Raw genomic sequence first — 17,299 nt, forward strand, 5'->3', positions numbered from 1 at the left:
TTCGCCTGGCGGGCAGGCTCAGCGTCGCCGTATCGTCATGGCTCCCCGAGCCGGCACGAGCGTGAAGGCCCTACGACGGGTCTTCTCGGGCCGCTTGCCGGCGGGCTCGAGCATGGTCTGGGCCAGCACGCGTTGCAGCACCACCCGCATCTCCATGAGGGCGAAGCTCGCCCCGATGCACCGTCGCGTGCCGCCGCCGAAGGGCAGCCACTCGTACGTCCCCGGGCTGCGCCCGAGGAAGCGCTCCGGGCGGAATTCGGCGGACTGGGGGTAGAGCTCCTCGCGCCGGTGTACGAGGTGAACGGCGGGGACGACGGTCACCCCGGCGTCGAGCGCGTAGCCGCCGAGCTGGATCGGCCGGGTGAGCACCCGGAAGACGAACGGGATCACCGGTCGCACGCGCAGCGCCTCGTGGATGACGGCGTCGAGGTACTCCTCATCCCCGGCCGCCACCGAGGCCCGCAGCTTCGCGAGCACGGCGGGATGACGGTAGAGGAGCTCCATGGTCCAGGACAGGCCGGTGGCCGTGGTCTCGTGCCCGGCCAGAAGCAGGGTCACCAGCTCGTCGCGGAGCTCGTGGTCCGTCATCGGCGTGCCGTTCTTGCGCCGAGCGAGGATGAGCATCGACAGGATGTCTGGGCGCTGCTCGAGGTCGTCCGCCTTGCGCCGGTCGGCGATCTCGGCGTAGAGGAGCGCGTCGGTCCGGGCGACGGCCGCCTCGAACTCCGACCACGCGCGGAACGGTCCCAGGTCGCGGCGGAACGCGGGCACCATGAGTCCGAGGCTGATGGCCGTCTCACCCGAGGTCGAGTCGACCAGGGCCTGGCGCAGTGCGTCGTAGCGCCCGCCGCGTTCCAGCCCGAAGACCGCGCGCATGATCACGTCGAGGGTGATGTCCGCCATCGGGCGACGCATGGGGAAGGGCTTCCCGATCGGCCACGTGGCCACGGAGCGGTCGGTTTCCTCCGCGATGACGTCGGCGTACGCGCGTAGGCGCTCGCCGTGCAACGGCGGCAGCAGGAGGCGCCGGTCCTCCAGGTGCTCTGGGGCATCGAGGACGAGCAGCGAGTTTGGACCGCCGATCGGGGCGATCGTGGTGTACGCGGCCTCGCCGGCCTTGAGCATGTAGGGGTCGGCCTTGAACACCTCCTCGATGAGCTTCGGGTCGGCGACCATGACCATCCGGCCAGTGGCCAACCCGTGCAGCTTCGCCGAGAAGATGTCGCCGTAGCGGCGCCGGTTGCGCTCGAGGAAGCTTGTGGGGCTTCGCAGGAAGTCCGCGGTCTGCAGCCAGCCGGGCGCACGCGAACCGGGAACGGGACGGCCGCCGGTCGTGACGACGAGACGCGGCGGGGTGAGGGCGTCGGGGGTGATGGTGGTGCTCATACGTACTCCTTGTCGTGGTGGGTGCGCGGCGCGCCGTCGGTGTCGGGCACCGGCGCGGCCGGTGCGGCCGGTGCGGTCTTGAAGTCGGCGAGGTCGAATTCGCGAAGGCGCCGTTTGAACGCGTTCGAGAAGGTGGGCCACAGCGTGCGGTTGACGCCTTGGGCGTCGAGGTACCAGCTCTTGCAGCCGCCGTCGACCCAGACCGTGCCGCTCAGGCGTGCCTGGATGTCGGCGTTGTAACGATGCTGGACGTCGGGCCGCACGTCGAGGCTCTGGAGGCGCTCGCGATCCATCGCCTGGAGCGCGTCGATGACGTAGACGAGCTGCGCCTCGATGATGTTGATCATCGAGTTGTTGCCGAGCCCGGTGTTCGGCCCGATGATCAGGAAGTGGTTGGGGAACCCCGCGATCACGGTGCCCACGTACGCTTGAGGGCTGCCGGCCCAGACATCGGCGATGGATCGCCCGTCCGTGCCGACCACGCGCTCCATCACCGGGACCGAGAAGATGCGGAAGCCGGTGCCCAGGATGATCGTGTCGCAGCGGCGATGGACGCCGTCGGCGGTCACGATCCCGTCTACCACCACCTCACGGATCGGCGCGGTGACGAGCTCGACGTTCGGCTGGTCGAGCGCACGCAGGTAGTCGTTGGAGAGGATGATGCGCTTGCAGCCGATGCGGTACTTCGGCTGGAGCTTCGCGCGCAGAACCGGATCCCGGACCTGCCGGCGCAGGTGCCAGCGTCCCAGGGCCTCCGGGAGGGCGAGGAGGCGCTGGTCGTGTATCAGGCCAAGGAGCAGCGTCTCCGCCGTGTAGTAGATCGACGAGCGCAGCGCCCGTTGCACGAAGGGCAGGCGCCGGAACAGGCGCCGCTCCGCCTTGCTGTGCGCGCGGTCCGGGCGGGGCATCACCCAGCCCGGGGTCCGCTGGTAGACGTCGAGCTGCGCCGCCTCCTGCTGCACCGCAGGGACGAACTGCGCGGCCGAGGCCCCGGTGCCGATGACCGCGACCCGCCCCGAGCGCAGGGAATGGTCGTGACGCCACTGCGCGGAGTGGAACACCGCCCCCGCGAAGGAGTCGAGCCCGGGGATATCGGGTCGGGCCGGCTGGCTCAGGGGACCGGACGCCGAGATGATGCACTGGGCGGTGAGCGGCCCCTTGGAGGTCTCGAGCCGCCAGTGGCCGTGCTCCGGGTCCCAGTGCGCGGAGCGCACGTCGGTGCCGAAGCGGATGATCTCCCTGAGGCCGTGCTCGTCGGTGCACCGGCGAAGGTAGTCGAGGATCTCCGCCTGCGGCGCGAACATCCGGCTCCAGTCCGGGTTCAGCGCGAACGAGAATGAGTACAGGTGCGACGGGACATCACAGGCACACCCGGGATACGTGTTCTGGTGCCAGGTGCCGCCGACCTGTTCGGCCCGTTCGAGCACGACGACGTCGTCGATCCCGCTCTCGCGGAGTCGGATCGCCGCGCCGAGGCCGCCGAAGCCGGCCCCGATGATCGCGACGCGGACGTGGTCTCGGGACGGCGGCGGCTCGTCATCAGCGATGAAACGATGAGACGCTGGATCAAGCTTTGTAACGGCCATGCGTGGATCGTACTCCTTCCGGCGGGGTTGTCCACCTCACGGCGGCGCGCGGCGCAGCTGAGGGAAGTACTCCGGGCGGCCTTGGAGCTCGACCGGCCCCTGCTCGACGCACGGCGGGGCCGTGCCGATCAGTGGAACCGTGGTCGGGTTGTGGACGTTCGAGCAGCTGTAGGCCTTCAGTCCCTGCGCCAGGTCGCCCAGGCCGCCGGGGCGGAGATACGGCGCCGTGCGTGCGCTCGGCGGGCGTTGCCGGAAGCCGGCGAGCGCCTCATTCCAGAGCGGCAGGACGATCCTCAGGTAGTGGACGGGGCGTCCCGTGCCCGCGTCACGCTGACGTGCCTGGGTGGCGGCGACCATCTTCGGCCAGGAGGACACGAGCTCGCGGCGGTAGGCCGGCAGGATGCCGGCCAGCGGCGCGAGCTCGCGGGCGAGCGGATGGAGCTCGCGGACGAGCGGGCGGGCCGCGGCGAGGACCGGGACCAGCTGCGGCAGGGCGTGATCGGCCGGGGCTACGAGGCCCCCCAAGGCGCGGCTCGCCGATCGCAACTCGGGGGCGACGGCGGTCGCGGCGGCGAGGGTCGGGGCAAGTGCAGGCGCGGCGGGCCGTGCGTCACGCACCACCGGCCCCAGCGCGTTCCCGACGCGCTCGGCCGAGGCGAGCCCACCGCGCAGGTCCCGCAGGAAGCCCGGGAGGACCCGCACCGTCGCCTCGAGGTCGCGCGGCCGGGCTGCGGTCGTCGTGAGCACCCGGTCGGCCGCCGTCACGAGCTCCCCGACCCGGGAGTTGCGGTCCCCGACGGCCGCGAACACCGTCCCGGAGTCGCGCACGAGGCCTCGCATCGAACGTCGCTGCCCGTCGAGGACGGTGAGCAGGTCATCGGCCGCCTCGACCGTTGGCGGCAGCGTCGCCGTCGCGGCCGAGATGTCGGGCCCCCGCCCGCGGACCGCGCGCGACCACGACCGCAGCCACGCACCGAGGTGCGCGCGCGTCGGCCGGTCCAGCGCCGAGAGCAGGCGGTCGATCTCGACGGTCGATTCCACGCGTGCCCGTGGCAGCATCCCCCCCTCGGCCAGGCGTGGTGCCCCGGGGGTGCCCGGCGTCAGCTCGAGGTAGGTCTCGCCGAGCAGTGTCTTCTTGCGCAGGATCGCGCGGATATCGTCCGGGGGTGGGGCGAACGGTGCGTCGAGCCCGATCTCGGCGTGCGCCTCGCGGCCGACTCGATCGATCCTGATGACCTTGCCGACGGAGATCCCGGAGATCCGCACGTCGGCCTGCGTCGAGAGCAGGCCGACGTCCCTGAACGGGACGGTGAAGCGAAACCCCTTCGGCTGCAGCGGGGTTGTCCCCCCGAACGAGATCCACAAGAAGAGCAGCAGCCCGAAGCAGCTGAGGGCGAAGATGACCATCGTCCCCAGCCGCGCCGGGGTGAGGGCACGCTTGTTCATGTGGGACCTTCCATCACGGGGCCTCGGGGTTCGTCTTGGGGCACAGCTGCTTCAGCGGCGTGGCGTAGAGCGCCTCGAGCAGGGGCAGCGTGGGCGACAGGAGCTCCGTCGTCGTGCAGCTGAGCGTGAGCGCACCGCGCCAGTAGGGCCCGTTCGCGTCCTGATTGGACAGGAAGTTGTTGAAGTTGTGCGCGAACCAGGCCGCGAAGAAGAGGTAGCCCTCGTCCTCGGGGCCCGGCGGATTGAACGCGAGCTCGTTGGTGACGTACCGCGCGTCGTGCAGCACCTTCGTCAGCGGTGGCGTCTGGGCCAGCAGGCGCCGCACCGGTGTGCGGAGCTCGCGGACGAGGGGCCGCGCTGCGCGGACGAGCGTCGTGAGCCTGGCCAGGGCCGGGGCGCCGCTGCGCAGCAGCGGCCGGACCCCGGTGACTGCGGCGGGGAGGCGCTCGGCTGTCGGGAGCAGGGTGGTGGCCGCCGCTCGGAGGTTCCGGGCGAACGGCCGCGAGCGCCGCAGCGCGCTGTCGGCGGAGTCGAGCACGGCCGGGAGCCGAGCGAGCCCCTTGCGCAGTGCCGCGTCCTCGGCCGCGACTGCGGCGAGGGTGGTGTCGCCGCCCTCGACGAGGCGCGAGAGGTCGGCGTCGCGCGGCCCGAGGACCTCGGTCAGGCTGCGCAGGTTCGCCACGGTCCGCCTGAGCTCGCGGCGGCGGTCGGCGATGACCAGCGTCACCGCCCGAGTGCGGGCGGCGGTGGCCTCCGACGCCCGGAAGACGCGCCGCAACTGGGCGGCGCGTCCCTCCAGCGCCCGGCCGCCGCCGCCGAGCAGGATCTTGAGGTAGTCGCGCACGTCCACGTCGAGGGACGCGAGCACCTCGTCGAGGTTGACGCTCGGCCGGGTGCGGGCGACGCCGAGCACGTCACCCTCACCGAGCACGCGGGCCGGAGGTCCGCCCGGATCGAGATCGACGGACATGTCCTGCAGGGGGGTCTTCGGGCGCAGCAGCAGGCGGGCGTCGGCATGGACTGCGGCGAGATCGTCGCGCTGGATGGTCATCTCGACGCGTGCGCGGCCGTCGACCAGACGGACGGACGAGATCTCGCCGACCTTGACGCCCGAGACGGTCACCTCCTGACCCTGGCCCGGGATGACGGCCTGTGCGTTCCCGAAGTCGGCCGAGATCCGGTAGCGGTCCTCCCACGGCAGGTGCACGCGCTGATGGATCAGGATGTAGGTGGCCACCGTCAGCGCGATCAGTCCGAGGGCGGTGATCGCCGCGATGGTCACCAGGTGTGGGCGCAGACGCGTCGGCACCGTCATCGTCCACGCTTCGCGGGCGGGGCCTGGGACAGCAGGGTCCGCATCTTCCGGACCGTCGCGAGGGCGTCGGCCAGGGACGGCACCGCCCCACGACCGGGCCGCAGCCGCCGCTGGACGGGCAGCGGCGGCGCGGGGCGGGAGGCGAGGACCGGGAGCTGCTGTGACTCGCAGGGCACGTCGGGGCGGTAGGGCGGCGCCTTGTCCGCGGGGTAGTACGGGCTCGTCCCGAGCAGGCGGTCCTTGGTGAGCATCTGGGTCACCGGGCCGGCGACGTCGGTGTTCGTGCGGATCGCGTTGTCGCCGACGCCGAGGAGGAAGCGGATCCCTGGTCCGTTACCGTCGAAGCTCCCTGTGGAGGCGTTGATCCCCACGAAGGCGTGCAGCAGCTCCTGCCACGCTGGCTGATCGACCGTCATCGGCCCGTCGGGCACCACGGAGTCCAGTGTCGGGACGATGTTGTCGCGCACGCACCGCGCAATCGGCGCCGCGAGCCCCAAGAGCGTTGCGGCGCGCGGCACGAGCCTGTCGAGGTCACGAACGACGGGGCGGGCGTCGGCCGCTAGCGCCGCCAGCGCGTCCGGTGCCACGAGGGGGCGGGCACGATCCAGGAAGGGGACCGCGAGATCCATGGTGGACGGCGCCGCGCGCAGCGCGGGGCGGAGCGCGCCGGCCAGCTTTCGCACCGGAGCCAGCGCGGCGCGGATCTCGCGCAGGGCCGGGGGCGAGGTCCGCAGGAGGCGGTCCAGACGTCGCAGGGTCGACTGCAGCGCCTCGCGGCGATCCGCGAGCGCCCCTGCGGTGCCGGCGAAGCCCTCGACGAGCCCCGCCAGACGGCGATCACGGATCGCGAACGCGCGGGAGATGCGCGCCTGCGACGCCACGAAGCCGCTGAGGTCTCCCGGTCGGCGGCCGCGGGCGGCGCGCATGCTCACGGCGATGCCGTCGAGCGCCCCCGGCCAGGATCGGAGGCTGCGGTTGACCGCGCGCGCGCCGCCATCGCTCAGGGCCCCGCCCGTGGTCCGCACGATCGACTGCAGCCCGCGCCGTCCGTCGGCGTCTAGCGGCGAATACACCTCGTCGGGCTCGACGGCCACCGCGGTCTGGGCGATCGGAACCGTGCCGCCGGCCTCGAGCTCCGGGCTCGACGGTGTCCCGGGGTGCACGTCGACGAAGTAGTTCCCGCCCAGGAACAGCCGGGGACGCAGCCTCATCGTCGCGTCGCGGTGGATCGGACGGCCCGCGTCGGTGATCCGCAAGGTGGCCAACGCGGTGCCGCCCGGCCCACGGCCGACGTGCGTGACCTTTCCGACGTTCACGCCCGCGATACGCACGGGCGAGCCGCTTCGCAGTCCGCCGGCGGCGGTACCGAAGGTGGCGCGGATCTCGTAGCCGTGGCGGAAGGGCACGTGCCCGATCAGCGCCGCGCCGATGCCGACCACCAGCATGATGAGCGTGATCACGCCGTACCGGAACGCCGCGGGATCATGGGCGGCCCGGCGCGTCACGGCTGCACCACGCTCGGCGGCTGCGAGGTCAGCTCCGTCGTCCCCGGCTGGCGCCCAGGGACGGGCCCGATGACCTGCCGTCCCGGCTCGTACCGCTCGTTGCCCATCTCGCACTCGCCGTTGATGCCGACGTCCGGCTGAGGGTCGACGTGCAGATCGGGAGACGGCTTGGCGCGCTGGCCGACCATCTCGTCCAGGCGAGCGACGACGGTGAACCGGAACCACGTCCCGAAGGCATCACCCTGGCTGAGGATGTCGGGCACGTTGCGCAACCACAGGGCGAGGTAGTTGCACCGGATCTGCATCGGGTTCACCGATTCGAGAACGGGCTTGAGGGGAGCCACGACATCGGTGAGGCGACGGAGGGCGCCGGCGGTGGCCGGCTCGGCTGACAGCCGGCCGAGCGCGACCGCCACGGGCTGGAGGCGGCGGGGGATGGACGCGGCGCGGCGCAACGGGCGTCGCGCGTCGGCGAGGGCGCCTCCGAGCGCGCTGCTCGCCTCCCCGATCCGGTCGAGGCCTGGCTGGGCGGTGCGCAGCAGATCCGTGGTCTGCCCTAGCACGGGACGCAGCGCCGCGAGCGCGCGCTGCCCCACCCGCTCGGTGGACGGTGCCTCGTCGATGGTGCCGGCGAGTTCGTGGCGCACGCGGTCCAGAGACGCCGCGGTACGGGCGCCTGCGGCCAGCAGGTGGCCGAGGGCGGGGGCCACGGGGGCGAGCCGGTCGGCGGCCGCGGCCGCACGTCGGACGAACCGACCGAGGTTCGCCGTACCGCTGAGCGCGCCTGCGACGTGTCCCAGCCCTGCGAGGGTGCTCGGAAGGGTGGCGAGGGTGCGATTGATGTCGGCCCCGCGTCCGGCCAGGCCGCCGCCCACGTTGCCGGCGATCACCCCGACCGCCTCCCGGGTCGGCGGGTCGAGGACCGCGAAAGCGTCGTCGAGGTCGACCGCGGGGGTGTCGTGGGAGCGATCGAGGGTGCCTTCCGGGGGGATGCTCGCGGGCGAGTGCCCGGGCGTCAGCTCCAGGTACTTCAATCCGAGGTTCGAGCGCTGGCGGACGCGCACCGTCGTGTCCTGGGGCAGCGGCTGGAGCGACCGTTCGACCTGGACGGCGACGCGGGCGATCGGCCGTCCGCCGACGACCGTCGCGCGGATCGAGTTGACCCGCCCGACGAGGGCGCCGGCGACGCGGACGTCGTTGCCCGCCCCGAGCTCGGCCGCATCCGGCAGCTGGACCGTGAAGTGGTATACGGGGACGAACGGCAGGCCCGAGTTCGCGTTGTAGGCGAGGAACACCGCGACGACGACGACGAGCACGGTCGTCGCGCCGACGAGCACCGGGTTGCCGGAGAGCGCGTGTCGTGTTCGCCTCATGAGCCGAGCAGGAAGTCGAGCAGGGAGGTGACCGGATTGACGTCGCCGGTGGCAGCCGGCGGCGAGCCCGGTGGGATCGCGGGAGACGGGGTCACGGGCTGCGACCCCGTCGACGTCAACATCGGCGCCGTGCCGGGAGGCGCCTGGTGTCCTGTCCCCGCCGGGCGCGACGCTCGCGGTTGCGGAGCTGCCCGGCGGGTCGGGGACATCGCCGGGCGGTCGTCGAAGTGGGCCGAGCAGTTGGCCGGATCCTCGATCGAAAGCTCGCACGTGGGCGCGGGCAGGAGGTAGGCGCCGGTGTAATGGCCGTTGCGGTCGTAGCGCGCCAGTGCTCGCGTGGGGTACAGGAAGAAGCGCATGAGACCCTCCATGGCGCCGCGCTCGCGCAGGTTCTCGGTGAGCGGCTGCAGGAGGTCCACCACCGGGCCCGACCGTGCGGTGAGGCGGTCCAGCCGCGGCAGCACACGGCGAGTGGCGCGGATCGCGCGACGTCCGGGGCTGGAGAGCGCGCCGAGCGCGAGCACCGTGCCGCGGCTGTCCCGGGCGAACGGCGCCAGCGCACGGGTGAGCCGCTCGGCTCCGGGAGCAGCGCGCCGCAGCGCGGCCGCGGCGGGCGAGCCGGCCTCGGCCAGCCGGCCGAGGTCGTCGAGGGCGGGCTCGGCTTGGGCAAGGAGCCCCGGCAGCCCGCGTACGGCCGCGCGTAGCCGGCCGGCCCGGGCGGCGGTGGTGCTGGTGACGTTCGCAGAGCGCGCTACGAAGGCGACGACGTCTGACCGCCGCCGCGCGAGGGCGGCGACGATGCGGTCGGACTGCGTCAGTAGGGGGTGCAGGCGGGCGCGGTCGGCCTGCAGATCGCCGAGCACGCGGTTGAGGGCACCGAGCGCGGGGTTGGCACGTCGGATCGACGCGCTGAGGTCGTCCGAGCGGCCGGCGAGCCCGCCGCCGAGGGCGCTGACCAGCAACGCCACCCGTGTGGACACGGGCTGGCCAAGGGCGGCGAGCACCTGGTCCAGGTCGACCGGGGCGTGGGTGCGTGCCAGGGGCACGGTCGGCGTGCCCCCGGGGCCGTTGCGCAACGGCGCGGCCCGGGGCGTGCCCGGGGTGCACTGGATGAACTTCTCGCCGATGAGGGATTGCGGCTGGATGGTGCAGTCGGCGTCGGCTCGGAAGGGTGCGAACGCGCGGTCCACGTCCATCGACACAAGGGCCTTGCGGCGCGCTGTCAGCCGGATGTCGCGGACCGAGCCGACGGTGGCACCGGCGATGCGAACGTCCTGGCCGGCCGTCAGGCCATCCGCCGTGTCGAAGACGGCGTCGAGCCGTACCCGCCCGTCGGCCGTCTGGCCGCAAGCAGCGAGCGCCACGCCCGCGATCGATGCCAGTAGCACCGACACTGCCGCCGTGAGAATGCGTCGCGATCTCACGGCAGGGTCTGCGAGAGGGTGCAGGGTATCGACGTGGACGGGACGGGGAGGCTGCCGTCGGGTGCCCGTCGCGCTCCGCCTGCGCAGCGCGCGGTGTTCCGCCTGGAGATCGTCAGGCCGGGGATGTTGTCGGGCACGGGCAGGAGGCTCGCCGTGTTGGCCAGGGACGCCTGGTTGGCAACGAGGTTGATGCGGACATATCCGCCGTTGGCGTCGTAGTAGCCGGCCTGCGTGCCGCCGAACCCGTTGGTCGCCCCGAGGATCGCGTCGAGTCCGTACTCACGCAGCCCGGCGGCCATCGGGAGGAGCTTGTTCACGGCCTGCGCCGTGTCGGCGAAGGCAGGCAGAGCCTGGCGCGTGACCTGCGGGAGGTCGCGCAGAAGCGCGCCGACGTCCGGGGTGAGGCGGGTCAGCGCCGTGAGGGCGGGTGCGGCGGCGGTCAGCGTCCACCGCAGCCTGTTGACCACCGGCGGTAGCCTGCGGGCGACGGGCTGGGCCTCGAGCAGCGCGGGGACGAGATCTGCTGCTGCGGCGCGTACTTCCCGTGCGGTGGCCCCCGCCCGGCGGAGCGTGGCCGGCGCTCGTCGGAGGGACGAGCTCAGCGCCCGGCGCTCCGCGGCCACGGCGGACGCGGCCGTCGCTGCGCTGCGCAATCCATGACGGAGTGCTGGCTCGTGTGCGGCGAGGGCGCGCATCGTGGTCGCCGACCGGGTGACGAACTCGCGCAGCGCGGTCTGGTCGTGAGTCAGTTCGCCGAGCGTCTGCTCGCTCTCGGCCAGGGCCGGGTCGAGGCGCTCGAGCGCCCGGTTGGCTGCACGTGTGCGTCCGTCGAAGACCTGCGCACCACCCGCGACCAGCTGCTGGAGGGCGGCGCGGGTCTCGGCGTCGAACGTGTTGATGATCGAATCCAGCTCGACCGCCGCGCTCGTGTTCTCGGCGGGGAGGACCGCGCCGTCGGCGATCTCGGGCCCGTCGTTCCGCCCGGGGCTCAACGCGACGTAGTGGCTCGCCACGCCGGACAGCGAGCTTGCGCGGATCGTCGCCGTCGTCCCGGCGTGCAGCGGGACAAGGTGCGCATCGGTGATCTGGATGCGGATGTCGGCGGTGCCGTCGGCGGCCAACGCGAGCCCGCGGACGATGCCGACCTTCACCCCGCCCACCTGCACGAGGTTGCCCTTCACGAGTTGGCTGGCGTTGATCGTGCGCAGGTGCAGCTCGTACGACCCCCCGCTCGCGAGGACGATGGTCAGCGCGACGGCCGCGGCCACGAGTGCGAGGATCGCCGCGCCCACCCTCCCGCGTCGATGACCCGCTGTTCCGTCGTCGTGTGGCGCGAGCCGCTTCGTCGGCGAGGCCCGTGCGGCCGCCGGTGTACTGACTCTGATGACCTCTCCCTTCGAGGACCGCCGAACGATCAACAGTGAGACGATATTCGTACCACAATCTCATCTGGGTCGGGGGATTTTTCACTATCTGAACGTTCGCCCGGCGGCTTCAGTTGTTCCCAGGGCGCTGGCACTGCCCGACGTCATCGCCTACGGTCGTGGCATGCCGTCGTTGATTTCTCGTGATGAGGCCCTTGTGTTGGGCGCCCTGACTGATCGTGGTGCGATCGGGCGGTTGGTGGAGCGGGCGTGGGATGCGCGGGTGGCGACGTTCGGCGACAGCACCGACCTGTGCTCGCTCGTGAACGCGAAGTCGGGCGGGTGCGCGCAGGACTGCGGCTTCTGCGCGCAGTCGCGGTTCGCGGAGTCCGAGACGCCGATGCACGCGATGATGGAGCCCGAGCAGATCCTCGAGCATGCCAGGGCGGCGGAGGCGGCGGGCGCGCACCGCTTCTGCATGGTCACGCAGGGTCAGGGGCTGACGAAGCGTGATTTTCAGAAGATCCTGGACGGCGCCCGCCTCGTGGCTGAGCACACGAACCTCAAGCGCTGCGCGTCGGTCGGGCACATGTCCGTCGACCGCGCCATTCAGCTGAAGGACGCCGGGATCCAGCGTGTCCACCACAACGTGGAGACGGCGGAGTCCTACTACCCCGAGGTCTCCACGACCGTCCGCTACGAGGGGCGGCTGCGCACGATCGACGCGGTCCGCGAGGCGGGTCTCGAGACCTGCGTCGGCGGCATCCTGAACCTCGGCGAGTCCGACGAGCAGCGCGTGGAGATGGCGTTCGAGCTCGCGTCGATCAACCCGACGTCGGTGCCGATCAACCTGTTGAATCCGCGGCCGGGCACGAAGTTCGGTGACCGTGAGTATCTGGATCCGTGGGAGGCGGTGAAGTGGATCGCGATCTTCCGGCTGATCCTCCCCGAGGCGCTCTTCCGGTTGTGCGGTGGCCGGGTGGAGAACATCGGCGACCTGCAGCCGCTGGCGGTGAAGGCCGGCCTGAACGGGGTGATGATGGGCAACTTCCTCACCACCCTGGGGAACACCCCGGAGCAGGACCGCAAGATGTTCACCGACCTGGGACTGAACATCGCCCGCCAGCCGGACAACGGCTCAAGCCCGCGGCCGGACAACCGCTCCGGCTGGCTCGCGGGTGAGACCCCGGACGTCATCGAGTCCTACGTGGACACGCGCGCGGACGCCGAGGCCGCCGGGATCGAGATCAAGCTCTGGGACCCCGCCTCGCAGCTGCGCTTCGCCAAGCGCGAGAAGCTCATCCCCCCACGCCCCGACGGCGCCCAGAACCGCTGGCCGGGCGGGCCGGACGACCGCACCGACGACGCGCTCACCACCAGCGGCCTGCCGCACCGCCTGTAGGCGGGGCCGGGGGCCGTGAGCGACCTGGAGCAGCGCCTGGCGGAGAGCTCGACGAGCAGGGCCTGCGCCGCCGCATGCGGCTGGTCTCCGGGCCGCAGGGCTCCCGGGTCGTGCCGGACGGCAGGCCCGTCCTGCTGCTCTGCTCCGACAGATACCTCGGGCTCGCCGAGCACCAGCGGGTGCGCGAGCCCGCCGCGGAGACCGCGCTGCGCTACGGCGCCGGGGCCGGCGCCTCGCGCCTCGTGTCCGGGACCATGAGCGTCCACCGCCGCCTGGAGGAGCGCTGGTCTTGGCCGTGATGGACGAGGTCAGTGCCCGGCCCGCTGGAGTTGGGAAGCCGAGACCACGACGGTCTGGCGGCCGCAAGCTCGGCCGCACGGGTGCTCGTGGTCGGTGACGCCCGGCTGGACGAGGTCCTCACGGCCGGTCAAATGGGCGTCACCGCACTGATGGCCGCGGGTGAGACGATCGCGCGGACGCTCGTGCGCTCGAAGGGACGGTCAAGTCGCACGTCGCCCACATCCTGCGCGGCTCCGCCGAAGAACCGCGCGGACGCGGTCTCGCGCTTTGTGCTGCTGAGCCAACAGCCACGCCGCGGTGCATAACGCTCGTTCACATATTCTGCTAGCGTCGACCTGGCTCCGGCCGACGGTCATGCAGGTACCGTACCCGCGAAGCCTTTGCGTCGACGAGCAGATGGGACCATGTGATGAGCGAATATCGAGCGCGGCAGGCAGGGTGGCTTCCCAGGGGCGCTGTGGGAGGGGTCCGGCGGTGCGCGGGCTGAGCGGCCGGGTCGCGTTCGTGACGGGCGGCGGTGCGGGGATCGGCGCCGCGCTCGCGGCGCGGTTTGTCGATGAAGGCGTCCGCGTTGCCGTGGTCGACCGCGACCAGAGTGCTGCCCTTGCCGTCGCCCGTGGCCTGGAGGGTGCCATCGGTCTCGAGGCCGATGTGGCAGACGCGACCGCGATCAGAGCGGCCATCGCAGCGACCGTCGATGCCTTCGGCGCCTTGCATATCGTCGTCAGTAACGCCGGGATCATCCGGCCGGCGATGCTCGCCAAGATGGACGCCGACGACTTCTCCGCCGTCCTCGAGATCCACGTCAAAGGCACGTTCCACACGATGCAGGCGGCTCTGCCGCACCTGCCGGAGGACGGGACGGGGAGGATCATCAACTCCACGTCGGCGGCCGGGCTCGTCGGCACCATCGGGCAGATCAACTACAGCGCCGCGAAGGCGGCGATTCTGGGTATGACGAAGTCCGGGGCCAAGGAGCTCGCCAAGCGTCAGATCACCGTCAACGCCGTGGCACCGCTCGCGGTGACCGCGATGACCGAGAAGATCCGGACGGACGAGAAGTTGGCCAAGTTGATGCGTGCCCGCATCCCCATGGGTCGATTCGCAGAGCCGGAGGAGGTCGTCGGGACCTTCGCCTTCCTGGCATCGGATGATGCGTCCTACATCACGGGCCAGACCATCTGCGTCGATGGCGGAACCGTGATCTGAGTCGGATCCGCGGCGACCGTTCGCGTTCGGCCCCTACGCGCCGCACCCAGACGCGGGCGACCAGCGGCAGTTGATAGGGGCGGATGCGATCGGGTACGGTAACAACCGTTCACACGAGGCCAGGCTGGATCGATGCCCTAGGTCTTTTCATGTGCCGACCGAAGGATGGATGAGCATGACCGCACAAGAGGAAGCCCGCGAGACCCCGACCGCCGGCGGCAAACTGCACGGGAAGGTCGCACTCGTCACGGCGGGCGCTGGCGCTGGGATCGGCCGCGCCGTCGCCGAGCAGTTCGCGCGCGAGGGCGCGGAGGTCGTCGTAACCGACGCGCACGGCGGACGAGCGGCTACAGCCGGCACCGAGATCGGCGAGGTCGTCGGCCGCGAGGTGCTCGGGCTGGAACTCGATGTCCGTAACCAGGAGCACATCGACGCCGCTGTCGCCACGACGCTCGAGCGGTTCGGCCAGATCGACGTCCTGTTCAACAACGCGGGCATCAACGAGCTCAAGCCGGTTTGGGAGATCGACGACGCCACCTGGGAGAAGGTGATGGGCATCTGCCTCGACGGACCGTTCCGCTGCATGCGGGCCGTGCTTCCCGGCATGCTCGAGCGCGGATCAGGATCGATCGTCAACGTCGCATCTGTCGCCGGGTACATCGCGTCCAATATGGGCGAGGCGGCGTACTGCGCCGCGAAGGCCGGCGTGATGGGTCTGACGCGTGCCTCCGCCGCTGAGTGTGGACCCAAGGGAGTTCGGGTGAACGCCATCGCGCCCGGCGTGATCATGAACCCGTTCCTCAGCCGGATCTACCCGGCCGGCTCGCTGGAGGCGATGGCCGACGATTCAGCCCTGAAGCGCCTCGGAAAGCCGGAGGACATCGCGAAGCTCGCGCTGTTCCTCGCCAGCGACGACTCGTCGTACATCACCGGCGAGGTCCACACGATCTCCGGCGGCCTTTACATGCATCCCTGAGTTGCGAGTCCTCGAGCCCGTCTCAGCACCTTTGTGCCGCTCGCCAAATCCCCGCCACCCCACAAGGAGTTCGCATGCCGACCGTCGACGCCCACATCACGGGTACCGTCTGGAAGATCGAGTGCAAGGTCGGAGACACGATCGCTGAAGGCGACACGGTCGCGATCCTCGAGTCGATGAAGATGGAGATGCCGGTAGAAGCCGAGCAGGGCGGCACGGTGACCAAGCTGCTATGCGAGGAAGGGCAGTCGATCAACGAGGGTGACCCGATCGTCGCCCTCGAGTAGTTGCACGCGCCGCCGCCGCTCCACCGCCCCAGGGAGCCGGCGTGACACTTGGGCTGAACCTCGCCGCGGACGTCCCGCGCGCTGGGTGGCGCAGCCGACGGATCGGGCGGTCAGTCGCCGCTCGTGCGGACGAACCCGGCGCCGCGCACCGGGTGCGTTCGACATTCCTACGGTCGACCTGCTCGCGTTCGCCGCAAGTAAACGATTGTTATCATCATCGCATGCGCATCGAACTGCCGGCTGGCGTTACGCAGCTCGTCCTACCCACGCCGTGGCTCGTGGGACCAGTCAACGCCTACATCCTTCACGGCGACCCGCTGACACTGGTCGACACCGGGCCGGCGATGCCCGAGGCACGAGCGGCGCTGGTGAACGGTCTCGCGGCCCAGGGCCTGAAGCCTTCCGACATCGAGCTGCTGGTCCTGACCCACCAGCATCCGGATCACATCGGCCAGGCGGCGTGGCTGGTGGAGCAGTCGGGCGCGACTGTGGCCGCGTACCACGGGCTTGCGGGGGAACTCGCCGACGTGCCTGCGATGTGGGCGCGCATCGGGGAGTTCACCGCCGCGCTGATGACCCGGCACGGCATGCCCGTTCACGAGTGCGCACAACTCGAGGCGAACAACCTTCGCGACCAGCGCTATGGCGGCGGTTCGTTTCGGATCGACCTGGGGCTGGCCGATGGTCAGGTGCTCGTTGCCGGTGGCCGCCGGTTGACGGTTCATCACCGACCGGGCCACAGCCCGAGCGACATCGTGCTGCTGGACGAGTTGGACGGCCTGCTCGTCGCCGGGGACCACCTCCTCGCCAAGATCTCGTCCAACCCGCTCTCGCACCCGGCGCTCGGCGCACGGGATTCCGTGGCAGCCAGCGCGGAAGACCGGCGGGCGCGGCCATTGCTCGACTACATCTCCTCGCTGACGAGCACCCGGCGTCTCGGTGCACAACTCGTTCTCCCGGGACATGGCCCCGTGTTCGGTGAACCCGGGGCGTTGATCGAGAATCGCATCCGGCTTCACCGCACGCGCGCCGACGAGATCCGCCAGGCTCTCGCGGCCGGTCCGCGCACTGCGCGGCAATTGGTCGAGGTTCTCTGGGACGGGCTCAGCGACGAGGTGCTGTGGCTCGGGGTGGCCGAGGTGATCGCGCACCTCGATCTGCTGCTCGACGAAGGGCGTATTCGGATGGAGACCGTCGATGGGCTCACACGTTCGTGGGCGGCCCAGGCGGAGCGGGCGGTGGCATAGCCCGCGCCACGACACGGGGCGACCGCACTGCGGACCGCCCCGGCCGGGAAGCGGGCGTTACGCCATCACGACCGCGGTTGCCTTCGCGGTCAACACCACATCGCCGGTCTGCCGGGTGACCTTCATGCTGATCTGTGCCACACCGTCGCTGACGGCGTCGACGACGCCCGTGAGCGTGAGCTCGTCCCCAGGCCAGACCTGACCGGTGAAGCGGACGCTGAAGGCGCGGACGTTGTCCGGGCCCACCCAGCGGGCGAGGCGGCTGCCGAGGACCCCGGCGTGGAGCATGCCCATGCCGAAGACGGATGGCAGTCCCGCGCCGGCCGCCATCAGTTCGTCGTGATGGATCGGGTTGAAGTCGCCGCCAGCACCGGCGTAGCGCACGAAGTCGGTGCGCGAGAGCGGGCCGATCGTGTCGGACTGCATCGCGCCGCCCGCGATCAGCGCGACGGGAGCGACGGGGAGGGTGGACGCAGCGG

General features: G+C 71.3%; 15 protein-coding genes. 6 read left to right on the plus strand and 9 right to left on the minus strand.

What is annotated here, in order from left to right; all coding sequences use genetic code 11:
- Positions 1-18 precede the first annotated feature (18 nt).
- From NBH00_RS08255 to NBH00_RS08290, 8 genes are read right to left on the minus strand one after another with little or no spacing between them, the layout of a single operon-like run.
- On the minus strand, positions 19-1,386 hold the full coding sequence (locus tag NBH00_RS08255) for a cytochrome P450 (protein WP_254572860.1): 1,368 nt from the start codon (positions 1,384-1,386) through the stop codon (positions 19-21).
- Positions 1,383-2,972 carry a flavin-containing monooxygenase gene (locus NBH00_RS08260; RefSeq protein ID WP_254572861.1) on the minus strand — a complete coding sequence of 530 codons (1,590 nt, stop codon included), beginning with the start codon at positions 2,970-2,972 and terminating at the stop codon, positions 1,383-1,385. Before NBH00_RS08260 ends, NBH00_RS08255 begins: the two co-directional genes overlap by 4 nt.
- 36 nt (positions 2,973-3,008) lie before the next feature.
- On the minus strand, positions 3,009-4,418 hold the full coding sequence (locus NBH00_RS08265) for an MlaD family protein (protein ID WP_254572862.1): 1,410 nt from the start codon (positions 4,416-4,418) through the stop codon (positions 3,009-3,011).
- Positions 4,419-4,431: 13 nt separating this feature from the next.
- Positions 4,432-5,733 (minus strand): MlaD family protein, encoded by a 1,302-nt coding sequence (locus NBH00_RS08270; RefSeq protein ID WP_254572863.1) that lies wholly within the window; start codon positions 5,731-5,733, stop codon positions 4,432-4,434.
- Positions 5,730-7,238 carry an MlaD family protein gene (locus NBH00_RS08275; protein WP_254572864.1) on the minus strand — a complete coding sequence of 503 codons (1,509 nt, stop codon included), beginning with the start codon at positions 7,236-7,238 and terminating at the stop codon, positions 5,730-5,732. The genes NBH00_RS08270 and NBH00_RS08275 overlap by 4 nt, the downstream gene beginning before the upstream one ends.
- Positions 7,235-8,611 carry an MlaD family protein gene (locus NBH00_RS08280; RefSeq protein WP_254572865.1) on the minus strand — a complete coding sequence of 459 codons (1,377 nt, stop codon included), beginning with the start codon at positions 8,609-8,611 and terminating at the stop codon, positions 7,235-7,237. Before NBH00_RS08280 ends, NBH00_RS08275 begins: the two co-directional genes overlap by 4 nt.
- Positions 8,608-9,975 (minus strand): MlaD family protein, encoded by a 1,368-nt coding sequence (locus tag NBH00_RS08285; protein ID WP_254572866.1) that lies wholly within the window; start codon positions 9,973-9,975, stop codon positions 8,608-8,610. The genes NBH00_RS08280 and NBH00_RS08285 overlap by 4 nt, the downstream gene beginning before the upstream one ends.
- 56 nt (positions 9,976-10,031) lie before the next feature.
- Entirely contained in the window at positions 10,032-11,303 is a 1,272-nt protein-coding gene (locus NBH00_RS08290) for an MlaD family protein (RefSeq protein ID WP_254572867.1), read from the minus strand.
- Between the two features lie 115 nt (positions 11,304-11,418).
- Here NBH00_RS08290 and bioB point away from each other — a divergent pair, with 115 nt between their 5' ends.
- The 6 genes from bioB to NBH00_RS08320 all read left to right on the plus strand — a co-directional run bounded on the left by bioB (position 11,419) and on the right by NBH00_RS08320 (position 16,820).
- On the plus strand, positions 11,419-12,801 hold the full coding sequence (bioB, locus tag NBH00_RS08295; RefSeq protein WP_254572868.1) for a biotin synthase BioB: 1,383 nt from the start codon (positions 11,419-11,421) through the stop codon (positions 12,799-12,801).
- A 74-nt stretch (positions 12,802-12,875) separates the two neighbouring features.
- Entirely contained in the window at positions 12,876-13,100 is a 225-nt protein-coding gene (locus NBH00_RS08300; protein WP_254572869.1) for a hypothetical protein, read from the plus strand.
- Between the two features lie 475 nt (positions 13,101-13,575).
- Positions 13,576-14,310, plus strand: a complete 735-nt coding sequence (locus NBH00_RS08305) for an SDR family NAD(P)-dependent oxidoreductase (protein ID WP_254572870.1) — start codon at positions 13,576-13,578, stop codon at positions 14,308-14,310.
- 169 nt (positions 14,311-14,479) lie between these two features.
- Entirely contained in the window at positions 14,480-15,286 is an 807-nt protein-coding gene (locus tag NBH00_RS08310) for an SDR family NAD(P)-dependent oxidoreductase (protein ID WP_254572871.1), read from the plus strand.
- Between the two features lie 74 nt (positions 15,287-15,360).
- Positions 15,361-15,573, plus strand: coding sequence for a biotin/lipoyl-binding carrier protein (locus NBH00_RS08315; protein ID WP_254572872.1), 213 nt, complete (start codon positions 15,361-15,363; stop codon positions 15,571-15,573).
- A 221-nt stretch (positions 15,574-15,794) separates the two neighbouring features.
- Positions 15,795-16,820 (plus strand): MBL fold metallo-hydrolase, encoded by a 1,026-nt coding sequence (locus tag NBH00_RS08320; RefSeq protein WP_254572873.1) that lies wholly within the window; start codon positions 15,795-15,797, stop codon positions 16,818-16,820.
- 57 nt (positions 16,821-16,877) lie between these two features.
- Here NBH00_RS08320 and NBH00_RS08325 read toward each other — a convergent pair whose 3' ends face one another.
- Positions 16,878-17,246, minus strand: coding sequence for a MaoC/PaaZ C-terminal domain-containing protein (locus NBH00_RS08325; protein WP_437126616.1), 369 nt, complete (start codon positions 17,244-17,246; stop codon positions 16,878-16,880).
- Positions 17,247-17,299 lie beyond the last annotated feature (53 nt).

Origin of the sequence: Paraconexibacter antarcticus (assembly GCF_024220175.1) — a bacterium.
Taxonomy (GTDB): Bacteria; Actinomycetota; Thermoleophilia; order Solirubrobacterales; family Solirubrobacteraceae; genus Paraconexibacter; species Paraconexibacter antarcticus.